We start from the raw sequence: 15246 nt of genomic DNA, 5'->3' as shown, positions 1-15246 counted from the left end.
AAAACGCCTCGGCCCTTCCTGACATCATCAGAATTAGTAGTCGCGAGTCGATCATGGGTGCCCCAGGTGCGCAAAGCTCACCTGGGTATCGCGCATATGTGCGATCAGCGAAGCTCCAACGAACGAAGTTCGTCATCCTGAGCGAAGCGAAGAATCCCAACCGACTCGACCTAACCACAGCTCCTTATGTCTTCAGGCCAACAAAAACAAGCGCGAAGACAGACGTATCCCAACCACTAAGACAAGCGCCAAAGGCGCGCCGAAATATTAGCCTAGGCCGAAGGCCCAGGTACGCACACCCCAAAAGACAAACGCGCGGCCCAAGCAGCAAGCAGGAGAAAACCGCATCGCGCCGCGCCCCTCAGAATTCCGCGGCTGGCCGCGTAGCACTGAGAACCGAACGAAGCGCAATCCAGCGAAGTTCGTCATTCTGAGCGTAGCGAAGAACCCCAACCGAATCAACCTAGCCATATCCGCTTATGCTTTCGGGCACAAAGAAGCCCTGCAAAGCAAAGCCGAACGAAGCGCAATCCCGCGAAGCTCCAACGAACGAAGTTCGTCATCCTGAGCGAAGCCGAAGGACCTGCATTCGTTAGCACCACGAGAATGCATCAGGAAAATCAACCAAACGAAAAGGGCCGAGGCGTTAACCTCGGCCCTTCCGAACATCGTTAAAACTTAATAGCCGTAGTAGCCGCGACGCGAATTCTGATTCGCCGCACCGGCAATCGCGCCCACACCGGCACCCGCCGCGCCACCAATCAGCGCACCCTTGCCGCCGCCCAGCAATCCGCCAAGCACCACACCGGCAATGCCGCCAATCGCCGCACCCGTACCCGGTCCAACGCCATGATGGTTGTCATAGTAGTAGGCGTCGTTCCGGTAGTAGCGAGTGTCATAACCGCCACGGTAGCCGTTATCACGATAGCCATCATTGCGATAACCATTGCCGTAATAGCTGCTGGCATACTGCCCCGGCCTCGGACCCTGCGCAGAAGCCGCTACTGGAGCCACCATACCCACCAGCAAAACACCCGACATCACCGCACGTCCAAACCGTTTCATCACGAACCGTCCTACGGCTTCCAGATCGCCGCGGCGCCCATCGCCGTCGTCGTCAAAAGCACGCATTCATGGAAACCCCATGTACAGAAAAAGTTGCACTGGAGTGGTTTTGGGAATTCCCGAAATGCCCCAAGCGTATCCGGCGATTCATTAGGAAAACAGGGCCATTCGATTCCCGCCATTTATACTGGTAGAGACAATGGCAGACGATCAGAACCAGCTTCCCCTCGGCTCAAACGGCGGCAACAACCCCGAAGAAAACGCGAAAGTTCCTGAAACCGCACCAGCAGGTTCAGGAGGTGACGGTGGCAACACGCCCACCGGCCCCGGCGCCGCGTTCATGATCCCCATCAACATTGAAGAAGAGATGCGCCGGTCGTATCTCGACTACTCCATGTCCGTCATCATCGGCCGCGCTCTCCCGGACGTCCGCGACGGCCTCAAGCCCGTGCATCGCCGCATCCTGTACGCCATGCAGGAGATGGGCCTCCAGAGCAACAAGAAGTACACCAAGTGCGCCAAGGTCGTAGGCCACGCCATGGGTAATTACCACCCCCACGGCGACTCCGCCATCTACGACGCCATGGTCCGCCTCGCCCAGCCCTTCTCCATGCGCTATCCGCTGGTCGACGGCCAGGGCAACTTCGGCTCCGTCGACGGCGACCCACCCGCCGCCATGCGTTACACCGAAGCCCGCATGATGAAGATCACCGGCGAAATGCTCGCCGACATCGACATGGACACCGTCGACTTCACCCCGAACTACGACGAATCCACGCTCGAACCCACGGTCCTCCCCGCGCGCTTCCCGAACCTCATCGTGAATGGCTCCAGCGGCATCGCCGTCGGCATGGCGACCAACATCCCCCCGCACAACCTCACGGAAATCATCAACGCCACCATCACGCTGGTGAACAACCCCAGCCAGGGCGCTGCCGCGGATCTCGACGCCGTACTCGAACACGTACAGGGCCCCGATTTCCCCACCGGCGGCTTCATCTTCGGCAAGCGCAACATCCGCGAGTCTTACCGCACCGGCCGCGGTCGCTTCCTCATGCGCGCCAAGTGCTCCACGGAAGAGCTGAAGGGTGGCCGCGAGTCCATCATCGTCAGCGAGATCCCGTACCAGGTCAACAAGAACAACCTCATCAAGCGCATCGCAGAACTCGTCACCGAAAAGATCATTGACGACATCTCCGACGTCCGCGACGAGTCCGACCGCGACGGCATGCGCATCGTCATCGAACTCAAGCGCGGCGCGCAGCCTGAGATCGTGCTCAACCAGCTCTACAAGAACACCTCCATGCAGGAGAGCTTCAGCATGATCTTCCTGGCCGTCCACAACGGCCAGCCCCGCGAACTCCCGCTGCCCGACGCCATCCGCGCCTTCATCGAGCACCGTATCGACGTCGTCCGCCGCCGCACTGCCTTCCTTCTCGGCAAGGCCCGCGAGCGCGAACACACCTTGCTCGGCCTGCAGATCGCGCTTGACCATCTCGACCAGGTCATCCGCATCATCCGCAACAGCAGCAACCGCGCCGACGCCCGCGAAAACCTCTTCGCCTACTTCAGCGGTCGCAGCATTAACCTCCGCGGCACCGAACTCGCAGGCGTCACGCTCGACCCCGCCAAGTACGGCATCGACAAGACGCTCCTCGGCTCTGCCATCGCACCCGCAGGCGCAGCTGGCACGCTCATCCTCAGCTACCGCCAGATCGACGCCATCCTCGAACTGCAGCTCTACCGCCTCACCCAGCTCTCCATCGACGAGCTCCTCAACGAGCTCGCCAAGGTCCGCGAAAACATCGCCTACTACGAGAGCATCCTGGCATCGGAAAAGAAGCTGCGCAAAGTCATCGTCGCCGAACTCGAAGAAGTCCGCGACAAGTACGGCGACGTCCGCCGCACGCAGATCGTCGATGAAACCGCCGAGCTGCAGCTCGAAGACCTCATCGCAGACGAGCAGGTCGCCGTCACCGTCTCGCACTCCGGCTACCTCAAGCGCACGCCCATCTCCACCTACCGCCAGCAGCGTCGCGGCGGGACTGGACGTTTAGGTATGAAGACGCGCGAAGAAGACTTCGTCGCCTCGCTCATCGTCGACAGCACGCACGCCTACCTGCTCTTCTTCACCAACACCGGCCGCGTCTTCTGGATGAAGATTTACGAAATCCCGGACGTTGGCGCCGCAGGCAAGGGCAAGCACATGGCCTCCATGCTCGCGCTCCAGCCCGGCGAAAAAATCGTCAATTACCTCGCCGTGCGCAACCTCAAGGAAGAGGGCAAATACGTCTTCTTCGCCACACGCGACGGCATCGTCAAAAAGACACCGCTCGTTGACTTCAGCAACGTCATGGCCCGCGGCATCATCGCCATCAACATCGATAAGGACGACGAACTCATCGGCGTCCGCATCACCTCCGGCGACGACGTGGTCTTCCTCGCCACCCGCGAGGGCATGGCCATCCGCTTTGAAGAAAAGTACGACCCCGAAAAGTCGGGCGGCCTCCGTCCCATGGGCCGCAACGCCGGCGGCAACAAGGGCATCACCCTCAAGAAGGGCGACTACGTCATCGGCGTCGCCGTCACACCGTCTGAGGATGCGCGCAACCGCAAGCGCCTTGAACTCGCCGCAAAGTTTGACGCAGCCAACCCGCCCAAATCCGGCAAGCCCACCATGGTGGACCAGGTGAAGCAGGCCATCGCTGACCTGCAAAAGGCCAAGGGCAACGTCCCCCTCGAACTCGAAGGCGACCCCAACGAGAACGTGGTGGAAGCCGCCGCGCCAGAAGAAAACGCAGCCCACCTCGAAGCGCTCGACAAGGAAATCGGCATCACCCCCTGCCTCATCCTCACCGTCAGTGAGAATGGCTTCGGCAAGCGGACAGACGTCGATGCCTACCGCCTCCAGTCACGCGGCGGCAAGGGCGTCATCAACATGCGCACCACGCCAAAGATCGGCAAGGTCAGCAGCATCCAGCTCGTCGATGAAACAACGGAACTCATGGTCATCAGCCAGTTCGGCAAGATCATCCGCATCGACACCAAGAGCATCCGCGCCGCAGGCCGAGCCACCATGGGCGTAAAGCTCCTCGACCTCGACGACGCAGACAAGGTAGCCGCTGCCGTAACCATCCCCAACGAAGAAAAGAACGAAGAAGAAAAATCGCTCGTGCAATAGCAGAAAAGCCCCAGCTAAGGCTGGGGCTTTTTCGTGTTTTGTTTCTGATTATGGATTTAATGGTTCCTCATAGTAATCGTTGAGAATGTTATCGATGGCCAACCGGTGCTGTTCGAGAATTTGCTGAATCTTGGAATCAGACAAGCTGTGAAGGTCGAGTTGTTTGAATTCACTGCAAAACGCCTTGAACGAAGTTGTCAGCCTCTTTAGGTTGGGGCGTCTCATGATTTGAACTGATTCTGTGAATCCTGCACCTTCTCCCAGTTGCTTACTCGGAATGATCATTACCTTTTTAGCGACAGCCGCAGGATAGTTCTGTTTGAACCATGCGCATGCGTTATTCATCTGCCCAGTTTCCGTTTTATAAATAGCCTCACGACCAAGATCTACTTCGCTTTTGCATTCTATTAATAGGTAGTGGCCGTCACGTAGGGCCCAGAGGTTATCGGGGCCACTTCGCCAGTCCTTATCGGGGCGCTGAGAAGAAAATCCTAAAGCAATACCTAATTGGTGTACCCCGTCTTCGAATTTGTCGGCTTGGGTTCCAAACGAAAGTTTAGTCGTGATTTCCTCAGCAGCCAGCATCATCGCCTCGTTGCTTTCGAAGGATTTTAGCCAAGAACGGACTTCTTCTACACGTTTTTGATGAACCTTGAGTTGTTCGATAACCATGCCTGATTGTGGTCGCATGAGAGAGTGGTTCATTTTGTGGGCTTTGATCTGAAGCAAGTTAGCTTCGGTCGCGCTTACCGCATGTTTATAGCGCGCCATATCTTGAACGTACCAACCTCGGTCATCTTTACTGTCCGCGGGTATGAATTTGTCTATTAGCTTTTGTAGTTCTTCGATTGCGCGCTCCGGCTCGCCATCACGATAGGCATGTTCAGCCGTGAGCTCAGCGGCGAACATGTCGAGTAAAGCTGGTTGAGTAGGGTTGACAGCAACCGATTCCATTTCCTGAGAGTAGAAGCTTTTCCATCCCTCGTCGCGCGTCAGGCACTGCTTCACTAGGCTATCGAGAGCACTTAGAGGATCCACACCTTCTGCAATCTCATCTCTTGCCAGATCGGCGATAGCTATACCAATCTCGATTTGCTTATGTGTCATCTCAGAGAAATTAAGTTTGGATTGACCTGTTCGCATGGCGCGAATGAGCGAAGCGCCAATCAAAACTACTACGCAGTAATCCCTCTGACCACGAACACCACGTCCGATACCTTGTTCGATTGTGCGGGCCTCTTTAAGTAGGGTGGATTCACTAAGAGGACGGCAGCTATCTTGATAGCGATCCAGAAGCCCCTCGGAGAATGGCTTTGAATCGATAATGAGGATTCTGCATGTGTCATCCGGAAGATCGATGCCATCGTATTTGTTGGCTAGCGCCAAGGTTTTAACAAAGTCTCGATTGTAAAGGCGTTGTATCCCAGAGTTAATGGTATTTCTGTCGACGGCCTCAGCTCCTCGGGCGGCCCAGTTTGATTGCGCCTTAAAGGAGGGAGTCAAAGCCACCACCCCGCCAGTCCGTCGTGCTCCAGGCTTGGCAAAGTGATCAACGATTCGATCACGAGTCAGCCCCTCATCTGCGGACGAAGGAATCAGGATCATCTTCTCGCCATACCACTTTTCAGCGCTATAAGTTAAAGGTTGGCTTATGGCTTTAGGTGCAATGTTCAATCCCTTAACAAGGAAGGCATCGTTCGTTATCGTGGCGGACATGAATATACGGTGTTTTGCCCTCCAGTACGAACCGAAGACTTCAAGCAACGGCAGTCTAGGTGCAATTTCTAATCCAAAGCCGGAGATGACACACTGACACTCGGGAAGCTCGTCTTTAATCAAAGCCCACGGAAACTTGATCTTATTGTCGTCAGTTTTGCGTGCAAGAAATCTTGTTACATCCGCGACCTTTTCTTTCCAAGACCAATAGGGGATAGGAAGAAAAGCATCAAAATTCCCATTCTTAATATCCGCGAGAGTGCCGGGACCTTGTACTTCGAGATCGTCGATAAATAGATCGAGAATTGCGGTGTAACAATCATGACCTCTCGGTAGTGAAATCGTGAACGCTTGCCTTATGGAATCCGCACAAGCGTGCGCATCGTCGAGCAGAATCGTTCCAACATCGACCGATTGAGCGCGCGTGCCGAATCGAGAGATGCCATTAAAGAGCTTGTCGACCGTATTTATTAAGATCGACCTTCCACTGGAGAACTCTTCAGAGTCTGGCTCATCGACGATGTTCTTAAAGCCAAATTCTCGGGCCTGCTTCTGTGTTTGCTGAACTAGAAATCGATCAGCACATAGAAACGCCGCCGGGCCGCGGCCTTCATTGAGTTTGGATTGAAGCATCAAAAGGCCGATGAGAGTCTTACCTTGCCCGGTTTGAAGCTTCACAACAAGATCGCGATCCGCTCGTCTCGAAGCATGCCAGTCAGCAAGAATTGATTCTTGTGCGGGTCGCAGAGGCCCCTTATCGCTGGCCCTATCCAAAGAGTCATATATCTTCGTGGGCTCAAGTTGTTTCGCTGTTAAACTTTTGCCGACTTTTTTGGAAAAATCAACCACAGCAATCCTTTCAGTGCATTGATTAAAGCTTAGGAGACCGTCACCATAAACGGCCCATCTACATCCACCTTCGGGAAATCCACCACAGGCGGCGCAGGCGTAGCCATTGAGGCAAAAACTCAAGAAGGGAGTGCGCCAATTCTAACTACAATCACCTGCATTGATAACGCCGCGTATTCATTAAATCGTCGCGATAAGAGGACGTGAAGAGCCGGACTAGCCCAGGACGACCGTCTGGCCTGGGAAGGTCCTGCCACGCAGTCCAGAAGCCTTTGCTGCCAAGCGAGACGACGCGGTTAGCGACCTCCTCCGACGACAGGTTCTCGCTCGCTGGCAGATGCACCACCTCTTCCTCGCTATTGCTGGCGCTTGATATGGCGAAACCTTGCTTCGGATCGGCAACGGTATACATCCAGCCATTCAGAACCATCCCCATCTCACGCATGACGCTATTCAGAGCCGGAACGTGCTCCCAACGGTGTTGCAGCGCCTCTTCAACCACTTCCGGCGCACCGTCCTTCGGCGTCACCAACAGCACAAGCCCGCTCTCGTCCACGTGATATCCATACTGATCCGCAATCATGCGTAACCGCTGCATCGGATCGGTGGGAAGAGGCTCCGCAGAAGCACCCCGCTCGCGGCAAATATCGGAGCCCTTCCGCAACACAATCCCCGCAGGCACCCCAGCGTCTCTCGCAGCCACTGCCATCGTCATCAGAACAGACATCGGGTCTTTCGGCTGCTGCTGCGCACTTGCAACCCCGCCCAACCCAGCCACCATCGCGACAAGGAACAGCAACCGTTTCATGCGCAGAATCCTACACGCATCCATCGCCCGCATTGCACCCTAAAACACAAACCGAATGCCCCAGGTTCGCGAAGCTAAGCTGGGTATCGCTCTAGCCAGAGCGATCCAACGCACAAAGGGGCGTCCAGTAATGCGTAAATGATCAAAGTCCGTCATTCTGAGCGCCGCGAAGAATCCCAACGCACTCCACTGTGCCGACAAAGCTGAACTTCTTTCAGCCGAGAGCCCAAACCAGCTTCGCGCAAAGCGCGAACCCTCGTAGTCGAGAACGGACGCCCCGTCGCAATTCGCCAACAAAGACTCATCGCAAGAATGCGGCACTCGGAAGGGCAGGGCTTTAGCCCTGCCGTAAAAACTCACCACCAAAAATGCGCGGCCCACAAAGCACAAAGGAACAAGCCGCATCGCGCCGCGCCTCATCGAATCCCGCGGCTGGCATTGCGCAAACCTTGTCAACCAGCCACAAAGACAAGCGCAGTACTTCGGAAGGGCAGGGCGCCAACCCTGCCCAAAAGTAAGCGCGATACTTCGGAAGGGCAGGGCTTTAACCCAGCCACAAAGACAAGCGCCAAAGGCGCGCCGACATCGTAGCCTAGGCCGAAGGCCTAGGTAGAACCCACCCCAAGAGAGACAAAGGGCCAAAGGCCCGTTCCATCAAAGCGCGGCCCCCAACGCACACAGGAGCCAACCGCACCGCGCCGCGCTCCTCCACCTACCGCGGCTGGCCGCGAAGCACCCTGTCAACCCCGGAACCATCCATCCACCGCAACAAACCCATTCCCAACAACCACTTAACCGTTCAACTTTGTTGGCATGTTTACCCACCCGAACTTTCTAAAATGAAAGAAGCAGAACCAAGGAGAGATTCCTCCAGCCGCTAACTCCTTTAGAAAGACGATTTTGCCCCTAACCCCAATCAAAAGACGATTTTAGAGGGGTACGCAGCCGTAACCCCAATAGAAAGACGATTTTGCAAAAACAGGGGGGAGGGGGGAAGGGTACATCTGTGGGATCTGCCGCATCTCCGCGCATCCCAATGCGCGGCAAGTCTTTACGAATTCCTGATGCCTTCTTTACAGACTTCCTACATCCTCTCGCTCTCTACTCAGGAGTGAGGAAACGATGCGTCTTGCAGCTTATTCATTGCTCACATTTGCTCTAACAGTTCCGACCCAACTCCATTCTCAGATCCAACCTGCACCACAACCAGACCGCAACTTCTTCCAGAGACTTGGCGATGCATACTGGCAGGACTGGAAGCCTTCGCCCGCCGCAGTGTCTGCACCTGCGCCAGAGCGTCGCGGTTATCCAGCACCATTGGATTCACCACCATTTCCCTCCAGCGATTACTCAGTCGGCGGAACGCCAGTCATCGGCGCACCAGATACGCAGACCTACATTCTGATGCAGGCCATCAACCAGAACCGTTCGCGTATCAAGGTCTACGGCTGGCTGAATGGAGGCTTCAATGTCTCCACGTCCAACAAGGGCGACGGCGCAAACGCTCCCGCGGCCTACTACTACAACCCCAACCGCATCACCGCCGATCAAGCTGTGCTGTACATTGAACGACTCCCGAACACAGTGCAGACGGACCACGTCGACTGGGGTTTCCGCATTGCCCAGCTCTATGGGCAGGACTATCGTTTCACCACGGCCAAAGGCATCCTGTCGCAGCAGCTACTGGCACGCAACCACGAGAACGGCTACGACCCCGTCATGGTCTACATCGATCTCTACATCCCAAAGGTTGCCAAGGGGATGAACATACGCGTAGGCCGCTACATCTCGCTGCCCGACATCGAAGCCCAACTCGCCCCGAACAACTACACCTATTCCCACTCCCTGCTCTACGGGGTTGACCCCTATACCCAGACCGGCATCGTAGCCAGCATCAAGCTCTCCGACCACTGGATGGTGCAGGCAGGCTTGTCTGCAGGCAACGATGTGGCACCGTGGACCAAAGATGCCAAGCCTACGTTTACTGCTTGCGTGGATTACACATGGAGTAAGGGCGGTGATGCGCTCTATACCTGCGCCAACTCCCTCAACGACGGCAAGTACGCCTACAACAACGTGCAGAGCTACTACGAAACCTGGTATCACCGCATCAATGCCACCTGGCATACCGACACTGAGACGTGGTTCATGTATGAGCGCCAGGTCCCCAACATTGCCGGGAATGTTGCCAATCCGCTACCCACAGAGACAGGGGCGAACGGTGCCTTCTGCTCCGCAGGCGAACGTACCTGCTTCGCACCAGAGGTGGCAGTAGTGAATTACCTGGAGCATGAGTTCAGCCCCCACCGGTACCTCTCCATCCGCAACGAGTTCCTCGACGACATCAAAGGTCAAAGAACTGGCTTCACAACAAAGTATTCGGAACATTTGGTGAGCTACGGCATGTGGATAGGATCAACCATTCTCTTCCGTCCGGAAGTGCGTCTGGAACACTCCTACGATCTAGCCGCCTACGATCTGGGGACCAAGCGCACGCAGTTCATCGTCGCAGGTGACCTCACCTATCATTTCTGACGTGTGCTCACCTCGAAGGACAGAATTGAAATCGCCTGACGTGGCGGACGTTCCTGTGAGTTTCGATCAGTCACGACTCGTCGGACAGGCTCTCTCGGATTGTCTCGGCCACCTGTTCAATTGAGGTTTCCTCGCTTAGTTCGGCCATCTCTTTGTTTCCTACGACGGCCTGCATGCCGAATCTCTCCGCCATCTCGCGGTTGATTTGCAGCAGCGCCGTCGTCTCTTTTTCTGTTAGTAGCAGTACCTGTAGCATCAGGTGGTCGCGTTCGTCGGCGCGTCTGCTCAGGCGTTGCTGACGCATCAGGATGAAGCTGGCCAACAGAATCGCTTCCAGCGCTACGATCGTGTCCAGCATCGCAAACGGGTAGGGATCGAACCGCCAAACCCGAAGCGCAGAAAGACTATTCCAGAAGATCCAACAGCCAAACAGGAGCAGGTGCAGCATGACGAACTTCATGCTGCCAGCAAATCCGGCCACAGCATCGCCCATGCGTTCGGATGGTGTGCGTTTCTCGGCGAACTCCTGTTCGTGTCGTGCGATCAGGTCAATATGTTCCTGCACGTGTTCGTGGGCCAAGCTTCTGCCACTCCTCGGTGGGCTTCGATAACGGCCCACGGATGATGAGATGACGGTTCTGGTCATGTAGCCTTCTGCCGCCAAGGCATTTTCCCGTCATGGTGATACATCCCGTCGGAAGCACGTGCATCCCACACAGCAACGTTTCTTTTTAGAAAAAACTTTGGGGTGACGGGATGCTGATCGTTCTTCTAATTGTTCTGCTTCTTATTTTCGGCGGCGGCGGATATTACATGGGCCCCGGCATTGGGTATTACGGCGGTGGTGGTCTCAGCTTGATTTTGTTACTGGTCATTCTGTGGTTGCTGTTTGGATCGCGCCGCGACATTTAATTTCAGACTGATTAGGACTTCGGCATTGGCGTGAAGAACTACGCCTGTTGCGGCTTGTGCATCTCACAGTAACGATGCCATCTGCTACTCGAAGGAACGTTACGCGCCTGCAACCGCTGCGGGCATTAAAGGAACAGATCGTTGCCTTGGATGCAGCGATGCTGGTTGCCATCACCTCGACAGAGGTGGGTGCAGTCCACAAGCTGCGGACAACTACGCGGCGTGTGCAGGCGCATCTGGAATTGATGGAATTGCTGGGGCACGGCAATCATCCGATGCGTCTGCCAGAACATCACATGGAAGCTCGCGGCGTAGTGCAGCGTTTACGGCGCATCCGACGCGCTGCGGGTTCGGTGCGCGATCTGGATGTGCAGACCAGCATGATCACGCTGGATGCACCGGAGAAAGCGGCCGTGCACAACGGCAGTACGGGCGATGCGGTAAGGAAGCAGGCAAAGAAGCTTCGCAAATATTTAGAGGCGCAGCGCGAGGATGAAGCGAAGAAGCTGGTGGCTGTGCTGAAGGATGAGGAGCAGGAGCTTGCAGCCTCATTGCGCGCATTGGAGCAGACGATCAAGCCTGCTCATTCCCGATCCCTGACAGCTGCAACATTGCTGGAACACGCGGAAGAGTTCTTCGTCGCTCACTTGAAACCTGTGTTGAGAGCGCAGCGCCCGCGCAAGAATGAGGATGAACACGCGCAGTTGCAGCGGCGGCTGGAACGGTTGGATGAAGATACGCTTCACGCTATTCGCAAGGCTGCAAAACTATGCCGCTACATGGTGGAGATAGCGCCGGAAGGCACTCCAGCACGCGCGACAGCGAAGCAGTTTGAAGCGGTGCAGGGAGCCGGTGGACACTGGCATGACTGGCTGCTGCTACAACAGCTGGCAACGAATTTCCACGGACGTAAGGCCGAGTTGACTCACCGTTATGAGATACACACAAGCGCGGCGTTAGCGGACTATCATCTGCGATTGTCGGAGTTACTACCAAAGCTAACGGCGTAAATGTCGATCGACATCTACGCCGTGTGGTGCAGGATGTGACGAGCATTATTGCTTCGGTGGTTCGCTTTGCTGTTTCTCCGGCTTGCTCTCGTTGGTAATGTCCTGGCCGTTGTAGATGATGCGTGCGGACGAACGATAACGGCGATAGTCGGTGTACTTCACCGTGTTGCGCATATGAATGTCGTTGGCCGGGCCGTCTTTACTGGCGGCAAAATGTACAGTGCCATCCGCGCGCGTGTAGGTAGGGAACCAGTTCACCGTATCCACCTGCTCGTAATACGTGGTGAAGGGAATGGAGAAGTGGCCGTGCTTGATATCGTCGGGCACGTTCTTGCCGTTGATCATCACGATCTCAAGATCCTTCTGATCCACCCACACGCGGCCTTCGAAGTAGCGATGCTTGAAGTCCGCGTTCTTCGGACTGGCGTCAAAGACGTACGTATCCAACTCATCGACTTTCTGCTTGCCCACGTACTTCACGTCGTAGTTCGGCAGGTCCTCCGTGGTGAGCACGAGTGGGATACGCTTCGCCACGTCTTCCAGGTCATACGCATCCAGGATCACGCGTTCCATGGTGTTCTGCGGCGCAAAGACCACGGTCTCGTTGCGCTTGCCATCTTTGTCGAAGCCGATGTCCGTCACCTGGCGATACTCGCCGTCGGGTTTGCCGTTGTCATCGTTGATGGTCTGCATGACGACGGTCTGACGGAAGGTGTAGTTATCGCGCGCTTTTACAAACTGCGATTCCTTCTTGCCCATCTCGGCAATGATCTGCTCCGGTGTCATGCCGGTGGGTTGCGAGGTGTCCAGTTTGCCCAGACCGCTCTGTGCGCCCGCCGTGGTCGCCATCAACAATCCCGCCATTACACCTGCCATCACGTACCGCATGCGCACACTGCTCCTTACCTTTTATAGTTTGACGTGGACGGACCACTACTGGCGTACTTTGTTCTGCCGGTGTAACGTGGATACGTCTTTTGGCACGGTATCAGTCCTGGAGTGAATACAAAGTGAGTGCAAACGAGTCTGTCAATCGTCGTGAGTTTTTCCGTCGCGCCGGCGCAATGGGAATGCTGGGAGCCATGCCGGATGTAATGGCATTTGCGGAAGGCGGCCAGGCCAATGTGCAGCACGAAGTGGTGCCGAAACAAGAAGTTCCGGCTCCTACGGAAAGCATTAACTTCGCCGTTTGCGGCATGAGCCATGACCACATTTACGGCATGGTGGGCGCCATCATCCGCGGCGGTGGCAAGCTGGTGGCGTGGTACGGCGCAGAGCCAAACAAGATTGCTCGCTTTGCCAAGGCCTTCCCCAACGCGAAACAGGTTCACAGCGAAGAAGAGATTCTGAACGACAAGAGCATCCACCTCGTACTGAGCAGCACCATTGCAAATGAGCGCGCGCCGCTGGGCATCCGCGCCATGAAGGCAGGGAAGGATTTCCTCTCCGACAAACCGGGTGCCACCACGCTGGAGCAGGTGGAAGCACTGCGCAAAACGGTGAAGGAAACGGGCCGTATCTACGCCATTTTGTACAGCGAACTGCTGGAAGTGAAGGCTGCTGTGTACGCGGGCGAACTCGTCAAGCAGGGCAAGATTGGCCGCGTGATCCAGACCATCAACATTGCGCCACACCAGATTGTGCAGGGTGGAGCCGCCAATGCAGGGAACGGCGGCGCGGATCCGCGTCCGGACTGGTTCTGGGTACCGGAGCAGTACGGCGGCATCCTGTGCGACATCGGTTCGCACCAGGTGGAGCAGTTCCTCTATTACACGGGTTCCACATCAGCAGAGGTTGTCGAATCGCAGATCAGCAACGTCGCACATCCCGAACATCCCAAGTTCCAGGACTTCGGCGACATGGTGTTGCGTGGCGACAAGGGCTTCGGCTACGTCCGCCTCGATTGGTTTACGCCGGATGCGCTTGGCACATGGGGCGATGGACGTCTCTTCATCCTTGGCACCAAGGGCTATATCGAAGTCCGCAAGTACACCAATGTGGGCGTAAACAAAGCAGGCAACAACCTGTTCATGGTCAACGGTACAGAGCAGAAGTTCATCGACTGCAACAACGTTGACCTGCCGTTCGGACGCCAGTTTGTTTCGGACGTGGTGCATCGCACGCATACCGCACAGGATCAGGCGCAGGCTTTGCTCGCTGCGGAGTTGGTCGTACGCGCGCAGAAACAGGCGAAGTGGGTCAAGCTGGCCTAATCGTAAAGATTTCAGTATCGGAACTTACTTAGTTAGGAGAACGAATCATGTCGCATCGTACGTTTACGCGTCGCACAGCCCTGAAGGGGCTCGGCCTTGCCGCAGCGGCGTCCGCAACTCCACGCTTTCTTTCGGCGATGGCGCCGAAGCCCTCGCCCATCCGTCTGGGCATCGCCAGCTATACGTTCCGTGAGTTCAAGCAGCCGCAGCAGCTTGTGGACTTCATGCACCAACTCAACCTGAAGAACATCAACCTCAAGGATTTCCACCTGCCCATGGGGCCGCTGGATGAGGTGAAGAAGAACGCAGACTGGTATCGCAGCCAGGGCCTCGTGATCACCGGTGGCGGAACGATCTACTTCCCGAAGGATGAGGACGAAGACATCAAGGCGAAGTTCGACTACGCCAAGGCCGCAGGCTTCCCGATGATCATCGGATCGCCCTCGCATGCCGCTCTGGAGCGTGTTGCAAGCTTTGTGAAGAAGTACGACATCAAGCTCGCCATCCACAACCACGGTCCGGAAGACAAGGAATGGCCGTCGCCGCAGGACATTCTTGCGAAGATCGGCAACCTGGATAAGCGTGTGGGCTTCTGCGTCGACGTAGGTCACACCATGCGCGCTGGCAAGGATGTTCCCGAGACCATCAAGGAAGTCGGCTCGCGCCTGTACTGCATTCACATGAAGGACCTGGCCGAGAAGGACAAGAAGGAAAGCCAGGTCGCTGTGGGCGAAGGCATCATGCCGGTGAAGCAGATCTTCGAAACGCTGGTCAAGATCAAGTATCCGGGCTGCGTTGATCTCGAGTACGAGATCAACGGCAAGGACCCCATGCCAGGCGTCACCAAGAGCATTGCGTACGAGCGCAAGGTGCTCGAAGAGATGGGATACACTGCGTAATCGCAATGATCCCGAAGGAAAACACAACAGCGCTGGCATCGACCAGCGGCTGTTGTGT

General features: G+C 56.2%; 11 protein-coding genes. 6 read left to right on the top strand and 5 right to left on the bottom strand.

Annotated elements, in window-relative coordinates:
• Window positions 1–678: 678 nt before the first annotated feature.
• Complete coding sequence (locus JAO32_RS16340) at window positions 679–1131, bottom strand: hypothetical protein (protein WP_334242346.1); 453 nt, start codon at window positions 1129–1131, stop codon at window positions 679–681.
• A 133-nt stretch (window positions 1132–1264) separates the two neighbouring features.
• On the opposite strand from JAO32_RS16340, the gene gyrA reads away from it, so the two are divergent.
• Window positions 1265–4246, top strand: a complete 2982-nt coding sequence (gene gyrA / locus JAO32_RS16335) for a DNA gyrase subunit A (protein WP_334242344.1) — start codon at window positions 1265–1267, stop codon at window positions 4244–4246.
• A 48-nt stretch (window positions 4247–4294) separates the two neighbouring features.
• On the opposite strand, the gene JAO32_RS16330 is transcribed toward gyrA, so the two are convergent.
• Together JAO32_RS16330 and JAO32_RS16325 are read right to left on the bottom strand one after the other, a co-directional pair.
• Window positions 4295–6934 carry a DEAD/DEAH box helicase family protein gene (locus tag JAO32_RS16330; RefSeq protein WP_334242341.1) on the bottom strand — a complete coding sequence of 880 codons (2640 nt, stop codon included), beginning with the start codon at window positions 6932–6934 and terminating at the stop codon, window positions 4295–4297.
• A 28-nt stretch (window positions 6935–6962) separates the two neighbouring features.
• Window positions 6963–7619, bottom strand: coding sequence for a hypothetical protein (locus tag JAO32_RS16325; RefSeq protein ID WP_334242339.1), 657 nt, complete (start codon window positions 7617–7619; stop codon window positions 6963–6965).
• A gap of 1122 nt (window positions 7620–8741) precedes the next feature.
• Between JAO32_RS16325 and JAO32_RS16320 the strand changes: the two genes are divergently transcribed.
• Window positions 8742–10154 carry an outer membrane beta-barrel protein gene (locus JAO32_RS16320; protein ID WP_334242337.1) on the top strand — a complete coding sequence of 471 codons (1413 nt, stop codon included), beginning with the start codon at window positions 8742–8744 and terminating at the stop codon, window positions 10152–10154.
• A 70-nt stretch (window positions 10155–10224) separates the two neighbouring features.
• Here JAO32_RS16320 and JAO32_RS16315 read toward each other — a convergent pair whose 3' ends face one another.
• Complete coding sequence (locus JAO32_RS16315) at window positions 10225–10818, bottom strand: DUF1003 domain-containing protein (RefSeq protein WP_334242335.1); 594 nt, start codon at window positions 10816–10818, stop codon at window positions 10225–10227.
• A 92-nt stretch (window positions 10819–10910) separates the two neighbouring features.
• On the opposite strand from JAO32_RS16315, the gene JAO32_RS16310 reads away from it, so the two are divergent.
• Window positions 10911–11066, top strand: coding sequence for a DUF3309 domain-containing protein (locus tag JAO32_RS16310; protein ID WP_334242334.1), 156 nt, complete (start codon window positions 10911–10913; stop codon window positions 11064–11066).
• A 74-nt stretch (window positions 11067–11140) separates the two neighbouring features.
• Window positions 11141–12076: a CHAD domain-containing protein gene (locus JAO32_RS16305; RefSeq protein ID WP_334242332.1), complete on the top strand. Its 936-nt coding sequence runs from the start codon at window positions 11141–11143 to the stop codon at window positions 12074–12076.
• A 45-nt stretch (window positions 12077–12121) separates the two neighbouring features.
• Here JAO32_RS16305 and JAO32_RS16300 read toward each other — a convergent pair whose 3' ends face one another.
• On the bottom strand, window positions 12122–12964 hold the full coding sequence (locus JAO32_RS16300; RefSeq protein ID WP_334242330.1) for a hypothetical protein: 843 nt from the start codon (window positions 12962–12964) through the stop codon (window positions 12122–12124).
• Window positions 12965–13086: 122 nt separating this feature from the next.
• Here JAO32_RS16300 and JAO32_RS16295 point away from each other — a divergent pair, with 122 nt between their 5' ends.
• Both JAO32_RS16295 and JAO32_RS16290 read left to right on the top strand, forming a co-directional pair.
• Complete coding sequence (locus tag JAO32_RS16295) at window positions 13087–14289, top strand: Gfo/Idh/MocA family protein (RefSeq protein WP_334242327.1); 1203 nt, start codon at window positions 13087–13089, stop codon at window positions 14287–14289.
• Between the two features lie 47 nt (window positions 14290–14336).
• A complete protein-coding gene (locus tag JAO32_RS16290) occupies window positions 14337–15188 on the top strand; it encodes a sugar phosphate isomerase/epimerase family protein (RefSeq protein WP_334242325.1) in 852 nt (283 codons plus the stop codon).
• The last annotated feature ends 58 nt before the right edge of the window (window positions 15189–15246 follow it).

It is taken from the genome of Terriglobus sp. ADX1 (assembly GCF_036877645.1).
In the GTDB taxonomy this organism is placed as follows: domain Bacteria; phylum Acidobacteriota; class Terriglobia; order Terriglobales; family Acidobacteriaceae; genus Terriglobus.
Note: the sequence above shows the minus strand (reverse complement) of the source record. Positions and strands in the feature narration are given on the sequence as shown.

What these genes read in the sequence shown, in the direction of transcription:
- JAO32_RS16340 (WP_334242346.1), bottom strand. Translation starts at nt 1,131, where the DNA reads ATGCGTGCTTTTGACGACGACGGCGATGGGCGCCGCGGCGATCTGGAA.
- gyrA (WP_334242344.1), top strand. Translation starts at nt 1,265, where the DNA reads ATGGCAGACGATCAGAACCAGCTTCCCCTCGGCTCAAACGGCGGCAAC.
- JAO32_RS16325 (WP_334242339.1), bottom strand. Translation starts at nt 7,619, where the DNA reads ATGAAACGGTTGCTGTTCCTTGTCGCGATGGTGGCTGGGTTGGGCGGG.
- JAO32_RS16320 (WP_334242337.1), top strand. Translation starts at nt 8,742, where the DNA reads ATGCGTCTTGCAGCTTATTCATTGCTCACATTTGCTCTAACAGTTCCG.
- JAO32_RS16310 (WP_334242334.1), top strand. Translation starts at nt 10,911, where the DNA reads ATGCTGATCGTTCTTCTAATTGTTCTGCTTCTTATTTTCGGCGGCGGC.
- JAO32_RS16305 (WP_334242332.1), top strand. Translation starts at nt 11,141, where the DNA reads ATGCCATCTGCTACTCGAAGGAACGTTACGCGCCTGCAACCGCTGCGG.
- JAO32_RS16300 (WP_334242330.1), bottom strand. Translation starts at nt 12,964, where the DNA reads ATGCGGTACGTGATGGCAGGTGTAATGGCGGGATTGTTGATGGCGACC.
- JAO32_RS16290 (WP_334242325.1), top strand. Translation starts at nt 14,337, where the DNA reads ATGTCGCATCGTACGTTTACGCGTCGCACAGCCCTGAAGGGGCTCGGC.